The sequence below is a fragment of the Shimazuella sp. NTD247 genome, assembly GCF_059510415.1.
The window spans coordinates 14,764-33,552 of sequence record NZ_JCAJZU010000006.1 but is presented as its reverse complement, the minus strand read 5'-3'; the positions used below and the strand labels follow the sequence as shown (position 1 = coordinate 33,552).

The 18,789-nt window shown below is 40.2% G+C and carries 20 protein-coding genes, 2 tRNA genes, 1 pseudogene and 1 other annotated feature; of the genes and pseudogenes, 15 read left to right on the top strand and 8 right to left on the bottom strand.

The genetic code is table 11. The features are described from left to right. The first annotated feature begins 69 nt into the window (after nucleotides 1–69). The 3 genes from AC5WOC_RS15210 (at nucleotide 70) to AC5WOC_RS15200 (ending at nucleotide 1,817) form a co-directional block, all read left to right on the top strand. Nucleotides 70–1,161 (top strand): M42 family metallopeptidase, encoded by a 1,092-nt coding sequence (locus tag AC5WOC_RS15210; protein ID WP_496056265.1) that lies wholly within the window; start codon nucleotides 70–72, stop codon nucleotides 1,159–1,161. 67 nt (nucleotides 1,162–1,228) lie between these two features. After that, on the top strand, nucleotides 1,229–1,453 hold the full coding sequence (locus tag AC5WOC_RS15205; protein ID WP_496056264.1) for a hypothetical protein: 225 nt from the start codon (nucleotides 1,229–1,231) through the stop codon (nucleotides 1,451–1,453). Between the two features lie 148 nt (nucleotides 1,454–1,601). After that, nucleotides 1,602–1,817 carry a hypothetical protein gene (locus tag AC5WOC_RS15200; RefSeq protein ID WP_496056263.1) on the top strand — a complete coding sequence of 72 codons (216 nt, stop codon included), beginning with the start codon at nucleotides 1,602–1,604 and terminating at the stop codon, nucleotides 1,815–1,817. Nucleotides 1,818–1,934: 117 nt separating this feature from the next. Here the strand turns inward: AC5WOC_RS15200 and sspI are convergent, their stop codons facing one another. Beyond that, nucleotides 1,935–2,144 (bottom strand): small acid-soluble spore protein SspI, encoded by a 210-nt coding sequence (gene sspI, locus AC5WOC_RS15195; RefSeq protein ID WP_496056262.1) that lies wholly within the window; start codon nucleotides 2,142–2,144, stop codon nucleotides 1,935–1,937. A gap of 49 nt (nucleotides 2,145–2,193) precedes the next feature. On the opposite strand from sspI, the gene AC5WOC_RS15190 reads away from it, so the two are divergent. The 4 genes from AC5WOC_RS15190 to zapA all read left to right on the top strand — a co-directional run bounded on the left by AC5WOC_RS15190 (nucleotide 2,194) and on the right by zapA (nucleotide 7,068). Then, a complete protein-coding gene (locus tag AC5WOC_RS15190) occupies nucleotides 2,194–2,982 on the top strand; it encodes a TrmH family RNA methyltransferase (RefSeq protein WP_496056261.1) in 789 nt (262 codons plus the stop codon). Between the two features lie 123 nt (nucleotides 2,983–3,105). Further along, nucleotides 3,106–3,322: a binding site (T-box leader), on the top strand. A gap of 35 nt (nucleotides 3,323–3,357) precedes the next feature. Next, complete coding sequence (gene pheS / locus AC5WOC_RS15185; RefSeq protein WP_496056260.1) at nucleotides 3,358–4,359, top strand: phenylalanine--tRNA ligase subunit alpha; 1,002 nt, start codon at nucleotides 3,358–3,360, stop codon at nucleotides 4,357–4,359. A 15-nt stretch (nucleotides 4,360–4,374) separates the two neighbouring features. Beyond that, the gene (gene pheT, locus AC5WOC_RS15180) at nucleotides 4,375–6,798 is read left to right on the top strand and encodes a phenylalanine--tRNA ligase subunit beta (protein WP_496056259.1); all 2,424 of its coding nucleotides are present in this window, start codon (nucleotides 4,375–4,377) and stop codon (nucleotides 6,796–6,798) included. An 18-nt stretch (nucleotides 6,799–6,816) separates the two neighbouring features. Then, nucleotides 6,817–7,068, top strand: coding sequence for a cell division protein ZapA (gene zapA, locus AC5WOC_RS15175; RefSeq protein ID WP_496056258.1), 252 nt, complete (start codon nucleotides 6,817–6,819; stop codon nucleotides 7,066–7,068). Between the two features lie 30 nt (nucleotides 7,069–7,098). On the opposite strand, the gene AC5WOC_RS15170 is transcribed toward zapA, so the two are convergent. After that, a complete protein-coding gene (locus AC5WOC_RS15170; protein ID WP_496056257.1) occupies nucleotides 7,099–7,356 on the bottom strand; it encodes an Rpn/YhgA-type helix-turn-helix domain-containing protein in 258 nt (85 codons plus the stop codon). Then, nucleotides 7,353–8,264, bottom strand: coding sequence for an Rpn family recombination-promoting nuclease/putative transposase (locus AC5WOC_RS15165; protein WP_496056256.1), 912 nt, complete (start codon nucleotides 8,262–8,264; stop codon nucleotides 7,353–7,355). Before AC5WOC_RS15165 ends, AC5WOC_RS15170 begins: the two co-directional genes overlap by 4 nt. Nucleotides 8,265–8,479: 215 nt before the next feature. Here AC5WOC_RS15165 and sleB point away from each other — a divergent pair, with 215 nt between their 5' ends. Continuing rightward, the gene (gene sleB, locus AC5WOC_RS15160) at nucleotides 8,480–9,190 is read left to right on the top strand and encodes a spore cortex-lytic enzyme (RefSeq protein ID WP_496056255.1); all 711 of its coding nucleotides are present in this window, start codon (nucleotides 8,480–8,482) and stop codon (nucleotides 9,188–9,190) included. 217 nt (nucleotides 9,191–9,407) lie between these two features. Beyond that, nucleotides 9,408–10,004 carry a hypothetical protein gene (locus AC5WOC_RS15155; protein ID WP_496056254.1) on the top strand — a complete coding sequence of 199 codons (597 nt, stop codon included), beginning with the start codon at nucleotides 9,408–9,410 and terminating at the stop codon, nucleotides 10,002–10,004. Nucleotides 10,005–10,080: 76 nt separating this feature from the next. On the opposite strand, the gene AC5WOC_RS15150 is transcribed toward AC5WOC_RS15155, so the two are convergent. After that, on the bottom strand, nucleotides 10,081–10,410 hold the full coding sequence (locus tag AC5WOC_RS15150) for a phage holin family protein (RefSeq protein ID WP_496056253.1): 330 nt from the start codon (nucleotides 10,408–10,410) through the stop codon (nucleotides 10,081–10,083). Nucleotides 10,411–10,546: 136 nt separating this feature from the next. Next, nucleotides 10,547–10,954: pseudogene (locus AC5WOC_RS15145) on the bottom strand (RNA-guided endonuclease TnpB family protein); the annotation flags it as partial. Nucleotides 10,955–11,081: 127 nt separating this feature from the next. Here AC5WOC_RS15145 and AC5WOC_RS15140 point away from each other — a divergent pair. The 6 genes from AC5WOC_RS15140 to AC5WOC_RS15115 all read left to right on the top strand — a co-directional run bounded on the left by AC5WOC_RS15140 (nucleotide 11,082) and on the right by AC5WOC_RS15115 (nucleotide 17,649). Then, nucleotides 11,082–13,433: an endonuclease MutS2 gene (locus AC5WOC_RS15140; protein WP_496056252.1), complete on the top strand. Its 2,352-nt coding sequence runs from the start codon at nucleotides 11,082–11,084 to the stop codon at nucleotides 13,431–13,433. Nucleotides 13,434–13,567: 134 nt separating this feature from the next. After that, entirely contained in the window at nucleotides 13,568–14,518 is a 951-nt protein-coding gene (locus AC5WOC_RS15135; RefSeq protein ID WP_496056251.1) for an aromatic acid exporter family protein, read from the top strand. 40 nt (nucleotides 14,519–14,558) lie between these two features. Next, complete coding sequence (locus AC5WOC_RS15130; RefSeq protein ID WP_496056250.1) at nucleotides 14,559–16,127, top strand: M2 family metallopeptidase; 1,569 nt, start codon at nucleotides 14,559–14,561, stop codon at nucleotides 16,125–16,127. 51 nt (nucleotides 16,128–16,178) lie between these two features. Next, nucleotides 16,179–16,499, top strand: coding sequence for a hypothetical protein (locus AC5WOC_RS15125; protein WP_496056249.1), 321 nt, complete (start codon nucleotides 16,179–16,181; stop codon nucleotides 16,497–16,499). 99 nt (nucleotides 16,500–16,598) lie between these two features. Continuing rightward, nucleotides 16,599–17,192 (top strand): TetR/AcrR family transcriptional regulator, encoded by a 594-nt coding sequence (locus AC5WOC_RS15120; protein WP_496056248.1) that lies wholly within the window; start codon nucleotides 16,599–16,601, stop codon nucleotides 17,190–17,192. Nucleotides 17,193–17,214: 22 nt separating this feature from the next. Beyond that, complete coding sequence (locus AC5WOC_RS15115; RefSeq protein ID WP_496056247.1) at nucleotides 17,215–17,649, top strand: DoxX family protein; 435 nt, start codon at nucleotides 17,215–17,217, stop codon at nucleotides 17,647–17,649. A gap of 48 nt (nucleotides 17,650–17,697) precedes the next feature. Here AC5WOC_RS15115 and AC5WOC_RS15110 read toward each other — a convergent pair. From AC5WOC_RS15110 to AC5WOC_RS15100, 3 genes are all read right to left on the bottom strand, one after another. Then, nucleotides 17,698–17,776, bottom strand: a tRNA-Gly gene (locus AC5WOC_RS15110). A 34-nt stretch (nucleotides 17,777–17,810) separates the two neighbouring features. After that, nucleotides 17,811–17,884 (bottom strand) — tRNA-Lys (locus AC5WOC_RS15105). A gap of 252 nt (nucleotides 17,885–18,136) precedes the next feature. After that, the gene (locus tag AC5WOC_RS15100; RefSeq protein ID WP_496056246.1) at nucleotides 18,137–18,706 is read right to left on the bottom strand and encodes a UbiX family flavin prenyltransferase; all 570 of its coding nucleotides are present in this window, start codon (nucleotides 18,704–18,706) and stop codon (nucleotides 18,137–18,139) included. Between the last annotated feature and the right edge of the window lie 83 nt (nucleotides 18,707–18,789).

Sequence of the window (18,789 nt, the reverse complement as noted above, 5' to 3'; positions counted from 1 at the left end):
TAATCGAATATTATGCAGCAACAGCCTCATGGTTAACGTCAATGGTGAAGAAAGGGTAAGTGGTGTTTTATGTTACACACAACAACAGTAAAACATTCTTTCGCAACAATGTTGCAAGAATTGGTAGATGTAGCGGGTCCTTCAGGTAGTGAACAAGACGTTCGGGAAGTAATGAAAAAGTGGGTGGAACCTTGGTCTGATGAAATAATGACAGATCGCCTGGGTAGCTTAATTGCTAAAAAAGGCTTATCTGGTCCTAGAGTGATGCTCGCAGCTCACTTAGATGAAATCGGTTTCATGGTGACGAATATTACAGAAGAAGGTTATTTGCGCTTTCAAACATTAGGTGGATGGTGGAGTCAGGTTCTCCCAGCTCAGCGTGTAGAAGTATTGAGTCGCAGTGGGAAATATATGGGGATAATTGGTTCAAAACCTCCTCATCTCATGCCACTAGAAGATCGGAAAAAAGGTGTAAACATTGATGATCTATTTATTGATTTGGGTTTAGAATCTCGAGAAGAAGCGAATGTTTTAGGAATACGGCCGGGAGATGTTGTGATTCCTTATTCGCCTTATACACAGATGAGCAATCCCAATCGAGTAGTTGGGAAAGCGATGGATAACCGCATCGGCTGTGCAGTGGTGGCGGAAGTACTGTATCGTCTGTCACAAGGAATAAGGCACCCCAACCAAGTATATGCAGTTGGAACAGTGATGGAGGAAGTAGGCCGACGAGGGGCAAAAACTGCAACTGCAGTAGTCAAACCCGATGTTGCTTTTGCAATTGATGTGGGTATTGCTACAGATACTCCAAAAATAGGTTTTACGCCGACACACCTTCATCTTGGCAAAGGTCCAGTTCTGGCTTTGTATGACGCTGGCCATATCGCCCATCAGCCGCTGCTGCAGTTGGCAAGAGATGTGGCAGAAGAAGAAAATATCCCTTTTCAGTATGAGGTAGTACAACGCGGAGGAACTGATGCTAGTCATATTCATGTTTATGGTACAGGAGTTCCGACCTTGACATTGGGTGTGCCCTCTCGTTATATTCACAGCCATACATCTGTTATCGATAATCGAGATGTAGAATACTTGATTCAATGGCTAGTCGCATTGACTGCGAAATTGGATCGGAGAACAATTGAGAAATTAATAAGATAAAAATTGTTTTTCTTTTGTAGATTGTTATACTTAAAAAGTAAAATTTGTCGCTGCAGAAGGAGAAAACATGTCCAGCGATAGGCTGATTGAAGGTCCGTCAATTGATATCGGGGGTTTGAGGATTACACCAGCTCTTCTTCAGATGATAAAGAATAAGGGATTTCCCTCCTTTCAAGTAAACGCTGTTGGTTTCGATTGTGGAGAGCAGGGTGTGTGTATTATCACACATCACAATGGCAGATACCATGTAGTAACAGATGGCGTGAAGGTAACAGCCCAGTTGGTTGTTTGATCCTCGTAGCAATCCCCTTTGGCATTGTTTCTTCCAATTGTCAGAGGGGAATATAAGTTGATTTAGATTAACGAGATAGATGAACTCTTTTTTCTGTATTACTGATATACTGAACTAGCAAGTATCCAATTGTTGCAGAAGGAGAAACATGTCCAGCTTGAATGGTGAGAAGATTGAAATTGGTGGAGTACCGATTTCTGCCAAGGGTCTCCAAGGTGCGAAGGATTTGGGACTGCTTGAATTTCAAACCGATGGAGTTTCCTTTGATTACCGACCTAGGGAAGGGGTCTGGCATGTCGTTCATGGTAAGGACTGTTATGTTGTAACACATAACAGTAAGACAGTTTCAGCCACCAGGGTCTGACCTTTGCAACAATTTCCTCTGGCATTGTGTATCGTAGTGTCAGAGGATATGCTAAAAATATTTAGACATATAAAAGGAGACCACTTCTTTGCATAGAAGTGGTCTTTTCCATAAAATCTACTTTTGAATTTGCTCATGCAATGTTGTAATCATTTGCTGCTGCTCTGTTTGATCGCTGTTTTTCCAAATGACCTCAAACAGAACACCTAATCCCGGAAGAAGCTTTTCTTCTCCTTGGGCAATCGAGTCTTCGATCAACCCGACCAACTCACTGTTGTCCATGTTTTGAATGTTATGGATCACAGCGCCGCGTATGTTAAAATTCATCTAAACAATCACCTCTTTGATCTCCATCAAAACAAAGGAGAATATTTTCATGTTCTATTTCATAAGCTCTCCCCAAAACGGGCAAGTTAAACGTTGGAAAAAATTACAAACAAAAAAAGGACGCCAAACGGCTGGTACATACCTTATTGAAGGTGTCCATCTTTTGCAAGAAGCACTGAAAGCAAACATAAGAATAAAAGCAATTATGGCAGATGAAACGTTTGAAAATAACGGCGATCTTCCATCTTTTGAGGAGATGGATCTTCCAATCTATCGGCTTGCGTCTCCTGTCTTTTCACAATTAGCCGAGACGAAACATTCACAAGGAATTATGGCTGAAGTGGAAATGCCAGAATGGGTGTGGGAACAAAGTCTGCTTCATAGCAAACTCATTTTGTTATTGGATGAAATTCAAGACCCAGGAAATCTAGGAACGATTCTCCGTACAGCAGCCGCAGCCGGAGTAAATTCTGTCATTTTGGGAGAAGGAACCGTTGATCCCTTTAATAGCAAAGTGATTCGTTCGACACAGGGGGCTTTGTTTCATCTGCCGGTGTATGAAAAAAAACTCCTGCATGTTATAGGTGATTTGAAGCGGGAAAATTATGTGATTGTAGGAACTTCTCCCCATAACGGCATGTACAGCTATGATTTTATATTCCCACAAAAAGCTGCCATTATTTTAGGCAATGAAGCTAGAGGGATACACGATTCTATTGTTGATCAGCTGGATCAGGCAGTAATGGTTCCAATGCCGGGAAAAGCAGAATCTTATAATGTATCTGTGATAGCAGGAATGTTACTTTATGAATGGATTAGACAATATTCTACAAGATAATTCGAAATCCAAACAACTTTGGATTTTCAAAAAAGCACTGAAAGATTTGACAAAAATCATTTGAAGCAATTGCAACTTTTACTGTGATCTTATATAATGGTTGCGATCTTTATTCATCTATATTTCTCGGCTATGACGGAGACAGAACATGGTGTATCCATTACAGGGATGAAAAGCCTTAGACTGTGAGCTTTTCAATGGCACTACCTATGTTATTCACTCTTGAGCTGCCCCTTGAAATCAGAAGTAGGGGGGACCGGTATAAGCTGTCCGTTATCAGTGAAAGGTGGGGGAGAATTTCTCCTCAACAAGGGTGGTACCGCGAACTCTCGTCCCTTAGGGATGGGAGATTTTTATTTTTAAGGGGAGTGTGCGATGCGTGACCGGTTGTTAGCGTTGCAAGAAGAGGCATCACAAGCAATTGTGGAAGCACCTCATCTCGAAGCGCTAAGAGAGGCAAAAGTGAAATACCTTGGAAAAAAAGGTGAAATTACAAGTGTGTTAAGAGGGATGGGCAGTTTATCTGCTGAAGAAAGACCTGTGATCGGTGCGCTTGTAAATGATGTACGTGCAACGTTAAATTCTCTTATTGAACAGACAGAAGAAAAGTTAGAACAAGAAGCATTGGCTGAGAAATTAGCAAATGAAAACATTGATGTAACTTTGCCGGGAGAGCAAATTCCATTAGGTTCCCTTCATCCTATCAACGCGATTATTGACCAAATGGAAGATATTTTTATTGGGCTCGGATTTCATATTGCAGAGGGACCTGAAGTAGAAACGGACTATTTGAATTTTGAGATGTTAAATCTCCCTAAAAATCATCCAGCTCGTGACATGCAAGACTCATTTTATATTTCTCCAGAAACATTGCTTCGTACACATACTTCATCCGTACAAGTACGTACAATGTTAGAGAAAAAGGGAGATGTTCCTGTTCGCATTATTTGTCCAGGAAAAGTCTACCGGCGTGATGATGATGATGCAACTCACTCTCATCAATTTACGCAAATCGAAGGTTTAGTAGTAGATGAAGGTGTATCCATGAGTGAATTGCATGGCGTACTTTTGCACTTTATTCGCAATTTGTTTGGAGAAGATACGGAGATTCGATTGCGCCCTAGTTATTTTCCATTCACTGAACCGAGTGTGGAAGTAGATATATTTCACCCTGAAAAAGGTTGGATCGAAATTTTAGGAGCTGGAATGGTTCACCCAAATGTATTAGAAAAAGCAGGATATGATTCGGAAAAATATACCGGATTTGCATTTGGTATTGGAGTAGAGCGAATCGCCATATTGAAATATAACATAGACGATATTCGTCATTTTTATCAAAATGATTTACGTTTTATTAAACAATTTAAGTCGGTTTAAAAGGGAGGGAATAATATGTTAGTTTCTTATGAATGGTTAACAGAATATGTTGACTTAGAAGGGGTCTCTCCGGAAGATATTGCGGAAGAATTAAATCGTACCGGAATCGAAGTGGAAGTTATCTATACTCGTGATATGGGAGTATCCCGAGTAGTTGTAGGAAAAGTACTTCAATGTATGCCTCATCCAGAAGCAGACCGCTTGCAAATTTGCTCTGTTCATATTGGACACAATGTACCTTTGCAAATTGTATGCGGAGCGAAAAATGTTGCTCCAGGTCAGTTGGTACCGGTCGCATTAGAAGGTGCTACTTTACCCGGAGATATTAAAATAAAACGTACCAAACTTCGTGGTGTGGAGTCTTTTGGAATGATTTGCTCTGCAAAAGAATTAGGATTGCCAGACAAAGTATTGATGAAAGAACAGCAAGAAGGAATTTTGGTTCTTGGGAAAGATGCAAAAATTGGTCAAAGTATAAGACAATATTTAGGTATGCATGATCAAGCAATCGAACTTCAACTTACCCCAAATCGTTCGGATTGTTTAAGCATGTTTGGTGTTGCTTATGAGATTTCTGCTATTTTCAATCGTGAGCTTCGTTTACCAGAAGTAGAGGTAGAAGAATCCCCAGAGCAGTTATTCCCAGTATCTATTTCTCTTCAAAGTGAAGAGGATTGTCCCATTTATTCTGCACAAGTAATTCATAATTTGCGAGTTGGGCCTTCTCCACAGTGGATGCAAAATCGCTTGATTACAGCGGGGATTCGCCCGATTAATAATATTGTAGACATTACGAATTATGTTATGCTGGAAACGGGTCAGCCGCTTCACGCCTATGATTATGAGCAAGTAAGAGATGGGCATATTGTTGTTCGCAGAGCAGCAGATGGGGAGCAAGTAGTAACATTAGATGGGAATACAAGAGTTTGTGATCAAGATACATTATTAATAACCGATGGACATGAAATTCTCGGTCTTGCAGGGATCATGGGTGGAGAATCAAGTGAAGTAACACCTGTTACGACAACTATTTTGTTGGAGTCAGCATATTTCGATCCACACCTCACTCGGCAAACATCTCGTAAGTTGGGAATCCGTTCTGAAGCCAACTATCGTTTTGAACGCGGTGTGAACCCAGAACGCGTGCAACCTGCTTTAGCAAGAGCTGTGCAGTTACTCTGTGAATTGGCATATGGAGAGGTTGCTTCTGAGATGGTAGTAGAGGGGATCGGCGAAGTAGAAGAAATTGAAGTTGGATTGCGTCATAACCGATTGACAACTGTAATGGGAATAGAATTGGATGAAGCAGAGGTTGTCTCTATTTTCGATCGTCTGCAATTCCCGGTTACGATTGAAAATGATGTTTATCTAGTGAGAGTACCTGTTCGTCGTCCAGATATCAGTTTGGAAGCAGATTTGATTGAAGAAGTAGCTCGTATTTATGGCTATGATCGAATTCCTACCTCGCTCTTATGGGGACAGCAGCAGCCAGGAGGTAGAACTCCGTGGCAAGAGATAAGAAGAGATATCCGTCATACATTACGAGATTTTGGATTTCATGAAGTTGTTACTTACAGCCTTACTTCAGAGGTATTGGAAGAAGAGATAACATATCCTTTGACTGTCCCTCACATCCCTATTCCGATTGCTATGCCAATGAGTAATGAACATGCCATTCTGCGTACCAACTTGTTACCACAACTGATTCAAGTTGCTGCACGTAATCGCAATCATGGAGTTGCAGACGTTTCTATTTATGAGTTAGGAAATGTATATTTAGCAAGCGATGATAATCAACATACGCTGCCAGAAGAAAGACTACAGCTCGCATTTTTATTAACTGGGAATTACCGTCCTGCAAGCTGGTTGCAGCCTGCTCATCAAGGTGGAGATTTCTTTACAGCAAAAGGGGTGTTAACTTCATTATTGGATCGACTTCATATAACCAATATTGAGTATGAGGGTATTTCCATTGAAGGTTTTCACCCTGGCAGAACAGCGTTATTGAAGTATGGCAACCAAATGGTAGGCGTAATTGGACAGATTCATCCAGAGCTGGGCAGAAAATATGATCTGGATGATACGGTAGTGTGTCAAATTGATCTGGAAAGCTTGTTACAAGCGAGACTCCATGCTCTTACTTACAAGCCTATTGCCCGTTATCCAAGTATTTCAAGAGATCTTGCTTTGCTGATTGATGAATCTGTCCCAGTAAGTCAAGTTGAAGCAGGGATTCGAGCAGTAGCTGGAGAATTACTCAAAACAGTGACTTTGTTTGATGTGTTTACAGGAGAGCAAGTAGAACAAGGTAAGAAAAGTATTGCCTTTAATCTCGTCTATCGTTCAGATGACCGCACCTTAACAGATGAAGAAGTACAGAACGCACATGATGGGGCTGTGGCCTATCTTGTGGAGACGTTCGGGGCAAAATTGAGATAATAATGGGGCTTTCGTTTTATGAGCAAAAACAAGATGTCTGTCGAAATATATGGTCAGTCCTATCCTATAGTCAGTAAAGCTAACCCAGCGCATATGCGAGAGGTGGCTACTCTTGTGGATCACAAGATGCGTGAACTAGCGGAGATGAACCCACGGTTAGACACCACCAAATTAGCTGTATTATCTGCGTGTAACATAGCTGATGAATTTTTGCGATTGAAACAAGAATTTGATGAGTTAATGCATTTAGTCGAGGATGAAACAATTTAAGCACCCGATCGGGTGCTTTTTTTATAGGAGCTATTCTTTTAAGGCATTTATTTCATCGAGTGTGAGTTTTGTTATTTCTGATATGAATGAGATATCAAAGTCTCTTTGGAGCATTCGTTTAGCGATTTTTATTTTCTCTTCTTTTTTTGCTTGTTCTTTTGCTTCTTCTTTCGCAGCTAAGATAGAAGCTTGATCATGAAGCGCTTTTTGACGCATTTCTTCCCGTATACGAGCTTCCTCATCTTGGCGAAGAAATTCTGCTGGGATTATCAGTTGTGGTTCTTTCATTTCTTCGTCTCCGCTTGCTGTGAGATATAAGTTTGGAGTTTTACAATTTCTTCTTCTGTCATTTTTGTTATCTCCGCTATCATCTTTATATCGAGACCTTTTTGTAACATTGCTTTTGCATTATTTACCTTTTCTTTCAATACCCCTTTTTCTATCCCTTTTTCTATTCCTTCTTTAATCCCTTCTTTAATCCCTTCTTCTTTTGCCCCTGCAATAGATGAAGCTTGATCATGGAGTGCTTTTTGCCGCATTTCATATAACCGACGGGTTTCCTCATCTTGGCTGAGAAACTCTAACACATTCATTGCTTTACCGAGAATTGGATCACTCATTTGGAGCACCTCCCACTTGTTTTTATCCCTCGTTTTTAAAAATAGGAGCCAATTGATAAGTCCACGGTTTGTTGGGTTTTTTTGTGAATCTATTTTCGCTAATTCGAGAAAGTGAATCTCAAGATCGTCCGTTAATCGTATTTTGCTTTTATCTTCCCGCAAGTGAAACACATTGTGGTATTGATCGTTTGGTAAAAAGGAAAAGTTTACTATATTGATTGTAATACATTTTTTGAGCTGTTTGTAAAGGTCTCCTTCTTTGAGCTGTTCCGTGTATTGTTTACTCCAATAGTACAATGTACGTTTTTCGTTATCATATCGATTAAACAACTGCATTTCAACATTTACGATCGTTCCTGCGACGGTTTTTGCTTTGATATCAAAAATTGACTGTTTATCACTTGGAGAATCTTTTTCTGTATAGGGATTGAGCAAAATAATTTCAGCAAGTGCCGGCTCCCCAGCTTCCTGTAGGGTGTGATTAAGAAAAGCTAACAGTATATCTTTGTTTTCATCACTGCCAAAAATACGTTTAAAAACAAAATCATTTTTTGGATCAAGCAGTTCGTGATTCATGTGATTTATCATCCTCTATATAGTATGAACGTCTCAGATGATTAGCAACGTATGTTTGTTCTGATTTATCATAATAATAGGTTAATTAAGAAAAAACAAGCTCTTTCTAGTTGGTAGATTATATGTTTTTAAAATGAGCAATGAATATGGATTGTTAAACGAGGAATAATACTGTAGAAATTCAACCGAGAGAAACGAAAGGTTGTGTATGTTCGTTGAGACAGAAATGGGTAATGATCACCCTCTTATTCCTCTTTATCACGCCATTTATCATCGTTACACATACTATTGAAGCGAAACCGTTTGGCAAGACTACTCTACGTTATGGTGCAAGCGGCGGAGATGTGTACGAACTGCAAGGAAGATTGAAGTTTCTTGGCTATTTTAATGGAAAAATAGACGGTTCCTTTGGGGCAAAAACCAAAAATGCGGTCACTTGGTTTCAGTGGAAATTTGGTTTGAAATCAGATGGGTTGGTTGGCGGGAAAACCAAGTTAAAATTGTGGCAAGCGACCAAAGCTTGGAGGCCAGGTGGAAAGCCAGCACAGCCAGTGAAGTCTTCCAGTGGATTTTCCAGTGCGGATTTGAAGCTCTTAGCACAGGCAGTATATGGGGAATCAAGGGGAGAGCCGTACACCGGTCAGGTAGCAGTTGCGGCAGTTATTTTAAATCGTTTGGATGATTCGAGATTTCCAAATACGATCTCTGGTATTTTGTTTGAACCATTAGCATTTACAGCTGTAGCGGATGGACAAATCTGGCTTACACCAAATGCTACTGCAAAAAAAGCAGTCCAAGATGCGATCAATGGCTGGGATCCTTCGGGTGGGGCAACGTATTATTTTAACCCAGAAACGGCTACTTCCAAATGGATTTGGAGCAGACCGCAGATCAAAAAGATTGGAAAACATATATTCTGTAAGTAAAACTAGCAGTGGGTTACTGGAATTTCCAGTAACCCACTTTTGTAAATTTATCTACTGTTTATAGAGTCGTTGTCTAATCTTGATAGAGGATATGTTAAGTAGAGATTTAATAAAAAATAAATGATCTATGTATTGAAAAATAAAATTTTTCGAATACAATAGAAAACAGAGAGGATATAAATAGAAAATCCTCAACCTGTTATCGAAAGGAACTGGAATGTCCGACGGAACCCTTCAGGGAATGGTAAAGGATTCGATTACCAAGAAGAACGATACTGCTTGGTTTGGAAAGCAGGTTCAGCAGTATAAGGCTGAAGAAAAGGAACGTGGATCGGGCCCGAATCTGTCGAGGTCTAAGGTCAAGAGTAGTATCGATGGATGGCTTACAAATGTGAATCTTCTGGTCATTGAGTACCAGACACTTCATAAGGATTATGTGGGCAATCTCCGTCCGCATGAGGTTGCGGTGGCTGAACTTCTTCATGATGTGAAGGGGAACAGTGATAAGACAAATACTCCTGAGCGAGTGGCACTGAAGCATCGGTGTGAGGAGATGGCTGCTGAGTCGGAAGCCATGCTTACTGTTCAGCGTGCGCTTGGCGACGCTTATAAGAATATTGATTTCGTGGTGACTCAGATTAATCGTCTGCTTCCTCGTAACTACCAGCCCAACCCTGTTTCTGGTGTAAAGCTGAATCGACCTCCATTTGCTCCTAGGACGCCTAAGGTTCCGAGCCTTGGTACACAGGCTACAAAGCAGGCAATGGCACAGATGACAGCTGCTGCTATGTCGAAGCTGTTCAAGAGGTCTTAATCGTATTCGCCTGTAATTTAAGGCGATAGGACGAGGCATCTCTTTCCTTATAAGGAAAGAGATGCCTCGTAGTCGTTTATGCCTTCGATCTGGTAGTAGGTGCAAATATATCAATAATCCCAATGATAAGCGAAGCGATTAGTGCCGAAAACAGCCCAATTCGAAAGCCAGGAACGAGATACTGGATCAAATACAATACGCCTGCACTGACAAGAAAGCCGACGATACCCCTGCCATAAGGGGTTATTTTATTGCCTGAAATCATTTCAATCAGCCAACCAACAACCATGATGGCTAGTGCTGCAAGGATGGCTGAGCCAAAACTCGCAATGGTGAAACCAGGTACCAAAAAGGCAACTACCTCCAATACGATAACGGACACGATAAAGCGAATAATGTGACGCATACTCTTTCCCACCTCCTATCGTATAGTCTGCATCGTATGCCGTTTTTTACTCGTATTTAGTGGTTTGACAACTCCGCCGGCTGAATCCATGGGATTCTTGGGTAATCCTCGGGCAACCCAAGGAAGTTTACCAAGCTTAGACCGTAAGCCCCATGGCAAGTAATCTTCTACCTTCTTGCAATATGTTTTTGGCTGCATTGATGTCTCGATCATGGTGAACGCCACATTCTGGGCATGCCCATTCTCTAAGCTGGAGTTTCTTCACTTCTTTGTTTCGATAGCCACAACTCGAACAAAGCTGACTGGATGGGAAGGATTTTCCTACTTTCACCAATTTCCTTCCATACTCTTTCGCCTTGTATACTAACATCGTAATAAACTCCGACCACGAAGCATCGGTGATTGATTTCGACAGCTTATGATTTTTTACCATGTTTTTTACTTGCAGCGTTTCGATGCTGATGACTTGGTTTTCGTTCACCAGCTTAGTCGATAGTTTATGTAAAAAATCATGACGGGCATGGGTGATTTTTTCATGGATGCGGGTTTTGTGGTCAAATCTTGATAGAACAAAAAGTTATCCCTCCGACGCTTTCATCCCACGCTCAACCGTGTGTTTTCTCGCTCGCAATGCTATAATAAGAATGTTTGCTGGCACGGAGGTGTACATAGTGGATCAATCGTCTTGGAATACATTGGAATATACGACGATAAAACAAATGATAAAAGAATTAACAACGACTTCACTTGGTCAAGAAGAGGTGGATGCGATTACTCCTTCCTCTGATTTTGAACAAGTGAAACAACGGTTACAAAAAACACAAGAAGCGATGGATTTTTTGCGCTTGCGTGGAGAATTTTCGCTCTTTGGCTTAGAAGATATCCGCAATGCGTTAAAGCGTGTGGTTAAGGGGAGTATTTTGCAGATCGAGGAATGCTGGGCGATCGCGACAACCATTCATGCCGGACGACAAATCAAATCGGCAATGCGTCAGATTCCTTTAGAAAAAGCAGAACTGCCTTATCTCCGAACAAAATGTGAACAAATCACTAGCTTAGATGAGCTAGAAGTAGAAATAAAACGCTGCATTGACGAAGATTTACAAGTAAAAAGCACAGCAAGTGAGGAACTGCGTTCCATTCGGCAAAAGCTGGTGAATGGCAGGCAGCGGATTCAAGAAACATTGCAGCAAATGCTGCGATCTTCACGTATTCAAAAAATGTTGCAAGAAGCACTGATTACCATCCGCAATGAACGGTATGTCATTCCGATAAAAGCAGAATATCGGGGTTCTATTGCCGGAATGATCCATGATCAATCGGCCTCAGGTTCTACACTCTATATCGAACCAGCTTCTGTTGTTGCATTAAATAATCAGCTTCGAACATGGGAACTAGAGGAAGCGAGAGAGATTGATAAAATTTTATCCGTTTTGTCCAATCTCATCGCAGAAGTATCAACGGAGTTAGAAGGAAATGTTGCAATATTAAAAGAGTTGGATGGATTATTTGCCAAAGCAGAATATGCAAGGTTGGAGCGGGCGATTATTCCAGCATTGACAAGAAGCTCTCCTTTACGATTGAAACAGGCAAGACATCCGCTGCTGAATCGTGAAATTGCTGTACCAATTGATCTTGTCTTAGGAGAAGATACACAAGCAGTTATTATTACAGGTCCAAATACCGGCGGAAAGACAGTTACATTAAAAACAGTTGGATTATTAGCTTTGATGACACAGAGCGGATTTCCAATTCCTGCACTTGAAGGCACGACAATGCCGGTCTATAGTGGTGTTTTTGCTGATATTGGTGATGAACAGAGTATTGAACAGAGTCTAAGTACATTTTCCAGTCATATGACGAAAATTATCCGCATCTTAGATCAGATTGATCATCAAAGTTTAGTGCTTTTTGATGAACTAGGGGCGGGAACAGATCCAACAGAAGGGGCTGCCATGGCAGTAGCAATCTTAAACCATGTGCTGGAAAAAGGATGTTCCATTGTTGCAACCACACACTATAGTGAACTAAAAGTTTTTGCTCATACCCATCCAAATGCGATAAATGCAAGTGTGCAGTTTGATGTGGAAACACTGCGCCCTACTTACAAATTAGAAGTCGGGGTTCCAGGGGAATCCAATGCTTTCTCCATTGCCAAACGACTTGGATTGTCAGATGAAATCATTACAGCTGCCAAACGAGAAATTTCACAAGAAGAAAGTAAGTTAGAAGAAGTGATCACTTCTCTTGCTAAAGCACGACGAGAAGCAGAAGAAGAGGGGGTTCATGCAGAACAATTGCGCATGGAAACCGAAAAATTGTATCAAGATGTTCGAGAAAAATGGCAGCTATGGGAAGAAGAAAAGTTCCAACTGCAAGAAAAAGCAAGACAAGAAGCGCGATCGATTGTGAATAAAGCAACAAGAGAAGCAGAGGAAGTATTGGCAGAACTTCGTGCTTGGGCAAAACAACGTCCGCAAGATGTAAAAGAGCATAAATTATCAGAAGCTAGAAGCCGATTGGAAAAAGCAAATCCAGGAGTTACTTTGGTTGCTCCAAAAGAGACGTTTCTCGCAGAAACAGAAAATTTGGCAGTCGGTGATGAAGTAAAAACAAAAAACTTTGGGCAAAAAGGTACCGTTGTTGAGGCGCTCCCCAAAAATCAATATAGAGTACAAGTTGGATCATTAAAATTGGTATTGGATCGATCAGCACTAACCAAACTAAAATCAAATTCCACTGTTACAAAACCAATCACTTCTGTTCGGAGTCGGTCATTTGTAAAATCAGAAATTGATTTACGAGGAAAACTTGTCGAAGAAGCATTGATGGATATTGAAAAATATTTGGATGATGCACTACTAGCAGGGTTTAAACAAGTTCATCTCATTCATGGCAAAGGAACAGGAGCATTGCGCAAAGGCGTACATGCCTTTCTCGCTCGCCATAGTCACGTCGCTTCTTTCCGAAATGGGGAGTATAGCGAAGGCGGGCTTGGAGTAACAGTTGTGGAACTAAAGTGAGGTTTGATAAATGAAGTATTTGCCTCCTATACTTGGAGCGGTATCGCTGCTTTTTTTAGTAGTTGGTATCTTGTGGTTTTATTACCATACGTAATTTCTAACGAAACGACATTCTAAATCGAAGGTGACACATAGTGAAGATAGGATATCGAATTTTAAAGACAGCTTTTGGAGCTGGTGTTTCGATTGCTATTGCACAAGCATTTCAACTTACTTTTTATGCATCAGCTGGAACAGTTACTATGTTGTGTATCCAACGAACAAGAAAGAAATCTTATCAAATCGCATGGCAACGTTTGTTAGCTTGTTTAATCGGTTTGAGTGTAGCTGCAGCAATGTTTACACTCTTAGGTTATAATCCGTGGACGATTACGTTAATATTGCTCATCAGTATTCCTTTAATGATTCGTTATAAAGCAAAAGAAAGTGTAATCGCCAGTTCGGTATTTATTTTTCATCTGTATGTCATGAAACATATTACTTGGTCGTTAGTCATAAACGAGCTTGCCTTGATGGTTGTTGGGATAACCGTTGGATTGCTGCTCAACTTATTTATGCCGAGTGCTGACCAAGAATTACGGCGGTTTCAGCAGAAAATCGAAGAAAATTTCCGTATTATTTTTCATGAGATGGCACGTTATTTGCGTGAGGGGGATCATGATTGGAGTGGCATTGAGATTGTGGAAACCAACCGCTTATTAAAAGAAGCAAAAGAGCGTTCCGTTCACAACGTAGAAAATCGTTTTGATGATGAAGAAATTTGGTTTTATCGCTATTTTCAAATGCGGGATAAACAATTTGATGTCCTGGATCATCTTTTGCCGCATCTGGTTTCCTTTCATCCCGGCACTTATGATGGTGAAAAGCTTGCCGATTTTTTAGATCAAATTGGTGAGGCAGTTCATTCGGGAAATACAGCGGAAATCTATTTGGAACAGTTGGATAATATGACCGAAGAATATCGTAAAATGCCACTGCCTCAAACAGAAAAGGAATTTGACATGCGTGCTACATTATTTTTGATCATGAATGAAATTAGACGGTACTTGACAATTAAAAAAAGATTAGCTAGATGGAGACAATAAATGAGTTTTACGGAAATACAATAGAGTAGGGGGAATAAAAATGGCTCCTTTTTTACAAGATGAAAATGAAAAATTGAGCAATTTCATGAAGAAGATGAGTGAAGCCATGTGGAAAGTCAATACAACTGGAGAGGAAAAATGGCAAACGGCGGAGATGGAAGCCGAAAAAGCTTATCGACAGTATGTCTCTGACAAAGAACGATTTAAAAAGATCAGGACATTAAAGGAACAAAACTCCTCATCCTCTTTAGATGCAAGGCAATTGGAGAGACTCTACCAAGATGCCTTTCCTAACCAGCTTTCTACGGAAATTATTCATGAAATGGTGCAACTGTCTTCTACACTAAGCAATCAATTCAACACATTTCGGGCCACAATTGATGGCAAAGAAGTAACTGAAAACATGGTACGGGAAACATTATCGAATAGTACAGATGTAGCACAAAGAGAAAAAGTATGGCATGCAAGTAAACAGATTGGAAAAAAAGTCGAACCAGGTTTGCTGCAATTGGTGAAGCTTCGTAATAAAGCCGCCCAATCACTTGGTTACAGAGATCATTATGAAATGTCATTTGAATTGGCAGAATTAGATTTAAAAGAAGTATTTGCGATTTTTGAAGACTTGATCAAACAAACAGAAGAACCATTTCAAAGAGTGAAAAGAGAGTTAGATGATGAATTGCGTGAGCAGTACCAAATAAAAGACAAAGTACTCTATCCTTGGCATTATCATGATCCATTTTTTCAAGAAGCGCCTTCGATACCTGGGACGGATTTAACACCGCATTTACAAGGCAAAAATATCGAACAGCTGACGATTGATACTTTTTCTGCATTAGGAATGGAAATCCGCGATTTGCTGGCAAAAAGCGATCTATACGAACGTTCAAATAAAAACCAGCATGCATTTTGTTTGGATATGGACCGAAATGGTGATGTTCGCGTACTTTGCAATATACAACCAAATCAATACTGGCTAGAGACAATGCTCCATGAGTTTGGGCATGCTGTTTACGATAAGTATGTTGATCGACAGCTGCCATTTCTTTTGCGCACTCATGCTCATATTTTTACTACGGAAGCAGTTGCAATGTTTTTTGGTCGTATGGCAAAAGAAGAAGAGTGGTTACATAAATTTATGGGTCTTTCCAAAGAAGAACTAGCTGCTTGGATGCCATTACAACAAAAAATGCAGCAGCGTAAAATGTTAATCATGGCTCGCTGGATTATTACCTTTGTTTTTTTTGAACGCGAGCTTTACCGAGATCCTGATCAAGATCTCAATAAACTTTGGTGGAAACTAGTGAAAAAACTTCAAGGAGTAGAGCCGCCAAAAAATCAAGACTATCCTCATTGGGCAGCAAAAATTCATTTTACGATCGCTCCTGTGTATTATCAAAATTATTTGTTAGGTGAATTGATGGCATCACAAATGTATTACTACATTCAAAATCAAGTTTCATCGGAAATATTTAATGAAGATACCGGACAATTTTTTATTCAAAAGGTTTTTATGCCTGGAGATAAAACAGATTGGCGGGGATTGATTCAATCTGCGACAGACGAACCTTTAAATCCCGCATACTTTGTCAAACAATTTGTGTTATAATGCGACGGAAGGTAGAAAAAAGAGCCTTCATCCATCGAAAAAAGGGATGAAATGACCACCAAGACCGCAGACACTACGACAAAGAAGTACCAGATTACTGGTAAGTGGGTACTTTCACTTCCACGAAGCAACGCAATTGCTCATCGGGGCAATCATGATGCTGAATTGGAAATTACATTTGCTGAGAATGCTGTATCTGTGGAACTTACTGGTGATTCTATAAAGATTTCGATTCACGGTTCAGGGTACATTAAAATCGGAGATTACGTATATAATTTTAACAATAAGGTGTTCTATTCACAGGCGAAGCCCAAGGAAAAGGAACCTCCGACGATTAAGATCAAGGCTGTACAGGTGAAGGAAATCAATTAATCCCAAAAATCCGAGTGGTACAAAAATCACTCGGATTCCATTTTTGATATTTACAAACCGATAGTCGGTATATATAATGAAAGCGTAGGAGGCAGTTTTATGAAACAAGAAGAACGTCGTATGCAAACGAAAAGGCGCTTACTTGAGTCAGTAAAAACGTTGATTGAAGAAAAAGGCTGCGAAGCCATAACAATGGCAGATATCATGAAACAATCAGGTTTGACCAAAGGAGCTATTTTTCACTATATCAACAGCAAAGACGATTTATTTGCATGGGTACTAGAGGAGAGCTTAAATCATACTGATCAAAAGTTTAACGAGAAAGTTGACCAAAATCATCCGACTTTTCACGAACCAATGCAGCAAATTTCTGATAGTTTTTGGAGGCTGAAAGAGAAAGATGATATTACCAATCAAGTTTTCATGTATTTGATTAATAAATCGGGACAAATAGAAGTATCAGATGTTTTAAAACAGTTTTATTCCCAGTCGGTCAAACAGTCGGTTTATTGGATTAAAGAAGGACAGAAACATGGGGTGATTTCTGAGAAAATACAAGCCGAAAAAATGGGTGAATTATTTGTATTGCTAGCACTTGGTATTCGTACTCGTTCTTTTATACCGTTAGATAAAACGGAGTTTGATATAGCCGATTTTTCTTCTTTTGTGGAAGTGACTCTGCAACGAAAGTAAAAAAAGCTGAGGAGGACAAAGAATGGTTCCATTTATCGCATTAATAGTATTTTTTTGGTTATTTCGCGGCTTAGGTTTCGCAGGTGTTGGTTATTACAATGAATGGCATACATCTCTACAAGCAGCAGTTGCTGTTATGTTTTTATTGACTGCATCAGCACATTGGGGGAAACGCAGGGCAGATTTGATTGCAATGGTTCCGGCTTCTTTTCCGAAACCAGACTTAATCGTTACCATTACAGGTTATTTAGAGATTTTGGGAGCAATCGGCATTGTCATTCCTCAGATTTCGTCCATCGCTTCCATTGGATTAGCAATAATGTTAATAGGTATGTTTCCAGCTAATATAAAAGCAGCCCGCGAAGGGTTGACGCTTGATGGTAAACCTACTCCCAAAATCATACCGAGGACGATCTTACAAATCATATTTTTAGTCGCAGTAATACTTGCGGGATAAGATTGGACAGAAACGAAAAAGATACCTATCTATTAGGTATCTTTCATTTGGTTAAACAAAATCGGGAGTCGAACCCGCGATTTTCACCTTGGTAAGGTGCTGCTCTGCCATTGAGCTACTTTTGTTATAGTGGGCGTCCTATGACCGAAGTCATAGGACAGTGGGCCGCGTGGGACTCGAACCCACGACACCTGAATTAAAAGTCCAGTGCTCTAACCATCTGAGCTAGCGGCCCGCAAAGTTGTAAAACAGAAATGGTAATAGAATGTTTTATTAGAATTTTACTAACATTTTGCTAGCGGAATTACTATACCACAGGTTTTTCGACATATCAAGTATATTCTTTCTACTTTTATTTTTATCAACAGTGTTTTTGCAAAATCGCTTGAATTTAATTTAGTAGCTTTCTATCTCTAAAGAAGTATTTTTTATATTAAAAACGGCAAATCCATCTAGGATTTACCGTTGCTTGTTCTTACCAGAATGTTTATGTCTCTCCCCAGCGTTCAACTGTGCCCGTATCAATCCCAAAAAGATCAAGGGCTCGTCCTACCGTATGGTTGACAATATCCTCTAATGTATTTGGCCGAATATAAAATGCTGGGACAGGAGGGGCGATAATGCCGCCGCTTTCTGTTATAGCGAGCATGTTTTTAATATGGGACGTTGTCAGTGGTGTCTCCCGTAAAAGTAAAACTAATTTCCGTCTTTCTTTTAATGCAACATCTGCTGCTCGGGTCAGTAAATTATCTGTGATCGTGTGGGCAATCGCTGACATCGTTTTTATTGAGCATGGTGCTACGATCATTCCCATTGTTTGAAAGGAACCACTGGAAATTGCTGCCCCAACATCTTGTATTCCATAGTTTACATCCGCTAGATTGCGAAGTTCTTTTACGGACATATCTGTTTCATAATGCAGTGTCATTTCCGCAGCCTTCGAAATAACTAAATGGCTTTCGATCTCCAATTGGCGTAAAACTTCTAATATACGAATGCCATATATGACACCAGTTGCTCCGCTGATTCCGACAATTAATCGTTTTGGCTTACTCATGTTGGATCATTTCCTTTTATCGATTAGTGTAGATTTCCGTTATATTATAACAGTCTGATGAACTAGGTGCATAAAATACACAA

What these genes read in the sequence shown, in the direction of transcription:
- AC5WOC_RS15210 (WP_496056265.1), top strand. Translation starts at nt 70, where the DNA reads ATGTTACACACAACAACAGTAAAACATTCTTTCGCAACAATGTTGCAA.
- AC5WOC_RS15205 (WP_496056264.1), top strand. Translation starts at nt 1,229, where the DNA reads ATGTCCAGCGATAGGCTGATTGAAGGTCCGTCAATTGATATCGGGGGT.
- AC5WOC_RS15200 (WP_496056263.1), top strand. Translation starts at nt 1,602, where the DNA reads ATGTCCAGCTTGAATGGTGAGAAGATTGAAATTGGTGGAGTACCGATT.
- sspI (WP_496056262.1), bottom strand. Translation starts at nt 2,144, where the DNA reads ATGAATTTTAACATACGCGGCGCTGTGATCCATAACATTCAAAACATG.
- AC5WOC_RS15190 (WP_496056261.1), top strand. Translation starts at nt 2,194, where the DNA reads ATGTTCTATTTCATAAGCTCTCCCCAAAACGGGCAAGTTAAACGTTGG.
- pheS (WP_496056260.1), top strand. Translation starts at nt 3,358, where the DNA reads ATGCGTGACCGGTTGTTAGCGTTGCAAGAAGAGGCATCACAAGCAATT.
- pheT (WP_496056259.1), top strand. Translation starts at nt 4,375, where the DNA reads ATGTTAGTTTCTTATGAATGGTTAACAGAATATGTTGACTTAGAAGGG.
- zapA (WP_496056258.1), top strand. Translation starts at nt 6,817, where the DNA reads ATGAGCAAAAACAAGATGTCTGTCGAAATATATGGTCAGTCCTATCCT.
- AC5WOC_RS15170 (WP_496056257.1), bottom strand. Translation starts at nt 7,356, where the DNA reads ATGAAAGAACCACAACTGATAATCCCAGCAGAATTTCTTCGCCAAGAT.
- AC5WOC_RS15165 (WP_496056256.1), bottom strand. Translation starts at nt 8,264, where the DNA reads ATGAATCACGAACTGCTTGATCCAAAAAATGATTTTGTTTTTAAACGT.
- AC5WOC_RS15155 (WP_496056254.1), top strand. Translation starts at nt 9,408, where the DNA reads ATGTCCGACGGAACCCTTCAGGGAATGGTAAAGGATTCGATTACCAAG.
- AC5WOC_RS15150 (WP_496056253.1), bottom strand. Translation starts at nt 10,410, where the DNA reads ATGCGTCACATTATTCGCTTTATCGTGTCCGTTATCGTATTGGAGGTA.
- AC5WOC_RS15130 (WP_496056250.1), top strand. Translation starts at nt 14,559, where the DNA reads ATGGCTCCTTTTTTACAAGATGAAAATGAAAAATTGAGCAATTTCATG.
- AC5WOC_RS15125 (WP_496056249.1), top strand. Translation starts at nt 16,179, where the DNA reads ATGACCACCAAGACCGCAGACACTACGACAAAGAAGTACCAGATTACT.
- AC5WOC_RS15120 (WP_496056248.1), top strand. Translation starts at nt 16,599, where the DNA reads ATGAAACAAGAAGAACGTCGTATGCAAACGAAAAGGCGCTTACTTGAG.
- AC5WOC_RS15115 (WP_496056247.1), top strand. Translation starts at nt 17,215, where the DNA reads ATGGTTCCATTTATCGCATTAATAGTATTTTTTTGGTTATTTCGCGGC.
- AC5WOC_RS15100 (WP_496056246.1), bottom strand. Translation starts at nt 18,706, where the DNA reads ATGAGTAAGCCAAAACGATTAATTGTCGGAATCAGCGGAGCAACTGGT.